Source organism: Treponema endosymbiont of Eucomonympha sp., from assembly GCF_001028545.1.
This window is the reverse complement of record NZ_BBPW01000066.1, coordinates 1-4,523: the sequence shown is the minus strand read 5'-3', so window position 1 is coordinate 4,523 and position 4,523 is coordinate 1. Positions and strand designations below refer to the sequence as shown.

General features: G+C 63.1%; 5 protein-coding genes and 2 pseudogenes. 6 read left to right on the top strand and 1 reads right to left on the bottom strand.

The window, feature by feature from the left end; all coding sequences use genetic code 11:
- Positions 1-124: pseudogene (locus AWU74_RS10235) on the top strand (IS5/IS1182 family transposase); the annotation flags it as partial.
- A gap of 36 nt (positions 125-160) precedes the next feature.
- On the opposite strand, the pseudogene AWU74_RS12635 reads toward AWU74_RS10235, so the two are convergent.
- Positions 161-934: pseudogene (locus AWU74_RS12635) on the bottom strand (tetratricopeptide repeat protein); the annotation flags it as partial.
- Between the two features lie 76 nt (positions 935-1,010).
- Here AWU74_RS12635 and hydF point away from each other — a divergent pair.
- The 5 genes from hydF (at position 1,011) to rlmN (ending at position 4,332) form a co-directional block, all read left to right on the top strand.
- Positions 1,011-2,231 (top strand): [FeFe] hydrogenase H-cluster maturation GTPase HydF, encoded by a 1,221-nt coding sequence (gene hydF / locus AWU74_RS04050; RefSeq protein ID WP_062327900.1) that lies wholly within the window; start codon positions 1,011-1,013, stop codon positions 2,229-2,231.
- Positions 2,232-2,315: 84 nt separating this feature from the next.
- The gene (locus AWU74_RS04045) at positions 2,316-2,702 is read left to right on the top strand and encodes a VOC family protein (protein WP_062327897.1); all 387 of its coding nucleotides are present in this window, start codon (positions 2,316-2,318) and stop codon (positions 2,700-2,702) included.
- 4 nt (positions 2,703-2,706) lie between these two features.
- On the top strand, positions 2,707-3,024 hold the full coding sequence (locus tag AWU74_RS04040; protein ID WP_062327894.1) for a TfoX/Sxy family protein: 318 nt from the start codon (positions 2,707-2,709) through the stop codon (positions 3,022-3,024).
- 13 nt (positions 3,025-3,037) lie between these two features.
- Entirely contained in the window at positions 3,038-3,298 is a 261-nt protein-coding gene (locus AWU74_RS04035; RefSeq protein WP_062327891.1) for a hypothetical protein, read from the top strand.
- Positions 3,295-4,332, top strand: coding sequence for a 23S rRNA (adenine(2503)-C(2))-methyltransferase RlmN (gene rlmN, locus AWU74_RS04030; RefSeq protein ID WP_062327888.1), 1,038 nt, complete (start codon positions 3,295-3,297; stop codon positions 4,330-4,332). The genes AWU74_RS04035 and rlmN overlap by 4 nt, the downstream gene beginning before the upstream one ends.
- Positions 4,333-4,523 lie beyond the last annotated feature (191 nt).

The window sequence follows — 4,523 nt, the reverse complement described above, 5'->3', positions numbered from 1 at the left end:
CGTCTTCCGTGCCCTCAAGCGCTGGCGGGGAATTGCTACGCGCTATGCAAAGCTCACCGCTTCCTTCATCGCCGCCATTCATGTCAGGTGTTTGTTTCTCTACCTTCCAGTCCACGCTACCTAGCGCCTTGTTCGGGTCAAGTCTGATTGCACGGGTATAATCCGCGATAGCCCGGTCGTAGTCGCCCTTGTTGCTATAAGCAAAGCCGCGACTGCTGTAGGCTGACGCGTCGTTCGGGTCGAGCCTAATCGCCTGCGTATAATCCGCAAACGCCCGGTCATAGTCTTCCTTGCTGCGATAGGCATCGCCGCGCCACTTGTAGGCTGACGCGTCATTCGGGTCGAGCTTAATCGCCTGCGTATAATCCGCGACCGCCCGGTCGTAGTCGCCCGTGCGGTAATAGGCGTTGCCGCGGAAAGAGTAGGCAAACGCGACATTCGGGTCAAGCCTGATTAACTGGGTATAATCCGCAATCGCGCGGTCGTAGTCGCCTTTGAAGTTATAGTAGGCGTTACCGCGACTAAAGTAAGCTAACGCAAAATCCGGGTCGAGCTTCAGCGCGTCCGTATAGCACGCTATCGCGGTGTCGAAGTCACCCTGCACGACGAAAGACAATGCCTCAGCAAAAAACGCGCTTGCGGTATTCGGCGCGGCTTTTTCAGCGGCAGCGGCAGCGCCCCGCGCAGTTGCGCACGAAAAAAGCGCGATTGCGCAATACGGCAAAACAAGTCCTAATGCGGCGCGTTTTATGTTCACCGTATGCCTCCGTCGCGGGCGCTCCGAATGGAAGCGAACCCGCCCCTGTATAGCATATTTTTGCGCGCCTGCCAAACGGTTTGCTTCCCGCCCGCGTCGGGGTCTGTGACACGGGCACGTAGGGAGTCCGAACCTGCGCACGTAGGGAGTCCGAACCTGCCCACGTAGGGACTCCATACCTGCCCACGTAGGGACTCCATACCTGCCCGTGTTTCGCCTTCCCGCGCGCGCTCCCCCGTGCTATACTCGCCGCATGAGCATGAACGACACGCCGTCCGCCGATCGAATCCATATCGGCTTCTTCGGCAGGCGCAACGCCGGCAAATCGAGCCTCGTCAACGCCGTTACCGGGCAAAACCTCTCTATCGTCTCCGAGGTGAAGGGCACCACCACCGACCCCGTGTATAAGGCTATGGAACTGTTGCCGCTCGGTCCCGTCATGATCATAGACACGCCCGGAATCGACGACGAGGGCGGGCTCGGCGAGCTGCGCGTGAAAAAGGCGCGGCAGGTGCTGAACAAGACCGACGCGGCGGTGCTCGTGGTGGACGCCGTCGACGGCGTGGGCGAGGCGGAGGCGGAACTTATCCGCCTGTTCGACGAGCGCGCCGTCGGCTATGTCGTGGCGTACAACAAAAGCGACCTGCTGGCGGAAGGCGGCGCGCCGGACGGCGAACGCGCCCTCGCGGTGTCCGCCGTGACCGGCTACAACATTGCCGCGCTCAAGGAGCGAATCGCCGCGCTTGCCCGCACCGACGAGCCGAAGCTCCGCATAGTCGGCGACCTGATTCACCCCGGCGACTTCGTCGTGCTGGTGGTGCCCGTAGACAAAGCCGCCCCCAAAGGACGGCTCATCCTGCCTCAGCAGCAGACAATCCGCGACATTCTGGAAGCGGACGCCGTCGCCGTGGCGGTCAAGGAACACGAGCTGCGGGAGACGCTGGAGCATCTGGGCAAAAAGCCCGCGCTCGTCGTTACGGACAGCCAGGTATTCGCCAAAGCGGCGGCGGACACCCCGAAAGACGTGCCGCTCACCTCGTTCTCGATTCTCTTTGCCCGCTACAAAGGCTCGCTGTCCCAGTCCGTGCGCGGCGCGGCGGCGCTCGACCGCCTCGCGGACGGCGACCGCGTCCTCATCGCCGAAGGCTGCACCCACCACCGCCAGTGCGACGATATCGGCACGGTGAAGCTGCCCCGCTGGATTAAAAACTATGCCGGCGCGCGGCTTCTGTTCGACTTTACCTCCGGCGGCGACTTCCCCGACGACCTTTCGCCCTACCGCCTCGCCGTGCACTGCGGCGGCTGCATGCTCAACGAGCGCGAGATGAAGCACCGCTGCCGCAACGCCGCCGCCGCGGGCGTCCCTATGACCAACTACGGCATACTTATCGCGCACATGCAGGGAATCCTCCGCCGGAGCCTCGCGCCCTTCCCCGGACTGCTCGCCGAAATCGGCGGCGAACCGGCGCGGTAGCCGCGCGCCGAACGCAGGGATACCGGGCGCGACGTGCAAGAGAAACGGAATAATGCCGAAACTGAAGCATGGAGGCGGTATAAAATGAAAATCGACGCGGTTGGTCTGTTCGTGAACAATATGGAACGCATGGTGGCATTTTACCGCGACGTCGTCGGGCTGAAAACGAACTGGAACGGAGACGCCGACGCCGCTTTTGAGGCAGGCGGCTGCCGCCTTATCATGTATGGGCGAAGGGACTTTGAGAACATGACGGCGCAGACATACGGGTATCCGAAGGGGCGCAACGGCACTATGGAAATAGCGTTTGCGCTTCCGTCATACGGCGCGGTCGACGCGGAGTATGAACGTCTCGTATCCTTAGGCGCGGCGGCGGTATTCCCTCCGGCGACCATGCCGTGGGGACAGCGCACCAGTTACGTGGCAGACCCTGAAGGCAACCTCTTGGAAATCGGCTCGTTCGGGGGCTGAAGCTATGGCAAGCGACCGGGAATTCGTCGAGTATGTCGCCGGGCAGATTGCGGCGGACGCCAGCATTACTTATCGGAAGATGTTCGGCGAATATATGCTCTACGCGAACGGGAAGCCCGTCGTCCTCATCTGCGACAACACCGCATATATAAAGACGCTCGACTGTGTAAAGCCGTATCTGGGAAACGCGGAGAGAGGGTTCCCGTACAAAAACGCAAAAGAACACTACATTATCGACCCCGACGACCGCGAGCTTTTGTCCGCGGTGGTAAAGGAACTGGAACGGAATGTGCCGCTGCCGAAACCGAAAAAGGCTGTTTGACGCGGCGGACGATATGAGCAGAGACAGCAAGGACTTTCCGGCGGCATTTCCCAGTCTGGGTAACGCGCCAGGAATCGCTTGCAAGTCCGCTAGTCTCTCGGCAACTGGCGGACTTGCGGATAGGCACAAACTGCGGGGAAGACAGGAAACCCTCGCGGGACTCCCCACAAAAGACGAGCATAAGCAAAGCCATAGGCAAGCGGCAGGTTCGGCAAGCGAGCCGGATGCGGGCGCTGGGCAGGCGATCGGCTCGGCGGAAGGGCGCACGGCGTGAGCGGGCGGGTAGCTATTGCGGGATTCCTGCCCGAAGAATTGGGCGCCGCTGTGCCGCTCGACCAGCCGTTTCGCGCGCGGCAAATCTTTGGGCAGGTCGCCCGCGGCGCGCGTTCCTTTGACGGTATGACGGATTTGCCGGAATCGCTCCGCGCCGCGCTCGCCGAAACAGCCTGCGTGGTTTCCGGGCAGGCGCTCCAGACGCTTACCGACCGCGACGGTACGGTCAAACTGCAAGTCGCGTTTCCTGACGGCGCCCGCATCGAGGCTGTGCTGCTCGCCGACTCGTCGGGCGGGGAAGGCGCGGCGCGGAAGACCGCGTGCGTCTCCTGTCAGGCGGGGTGTGCGCTGGGCTGCGCGTTCTGCCGGACGGGGCTGCTCGGCTTTACGCGCAACCTGAGCGCCGCCGAAATCGTGGAGCAGTTCCTGCTGCTGGAATCCCGCGCCGGAACGCTCGACAGCGTCGTGTTTATGGGAATGGGGGAGCCGCTGCTCAACCTTGGCGCAGTCCGCAAAGCCGCCGCGGTGCTGTCGCACCCTCTGGGGCGCGGACTATCCGTCCGCAGAATGACGCTTTCCACCGCCGGAATCGTCGCGGGCATTTACGAGCTTGCGGACGCGGGACCCGCCGTGCGCCTCGCCGTGTCGCTCACCACCGCTGACCCCGCGCTTCGGGAGGAACTCATGCCGGTGGCGCGGGACAACCCGCTTCCCGACTTGCAGGAGGCGGTTCGCTATTATGCGCGCAAAACGGGCAGGCGGTGCACGCTCGAGGCGGCGCTGCTCTCGGGGCGGAACACATCTCGCTTCCAAATGCGGCTGCTCGCCGCGTTTGCGCGGGACACGGGGGCGCACGTCAACCTGATTCCGTGGAACCCGCTCCCCGGCTTGCCGTTTGCCGAGCCGACCGACGCGGAATGCCGCGAGGCGCTGCGCGAGCTTGCGCGCGCGGGCGTCAACGCAACGCTCCGCACAAAGCGCGGACGGGGAATCGGCGGGGCGTGCGGGCAGCTCGGCGGCAGCCGCACGGCATAGAGGCAAAGCCAATAAGCGGAAACAGAGCTGTTCTTGTCTATTATACGGAAGGACGGGGAAGCGCAAAGAGCAGGGCGGGGAAGGCGTTTCCGCCTCCCCGCTCACGCGAGCGCCTCTCGTTAGGCTAGAACAGTGTCTCTGTCCCGCCTAGAACAGTGTCTCTGTCCCGCCTAGAACAGTGTCTCTGTCCC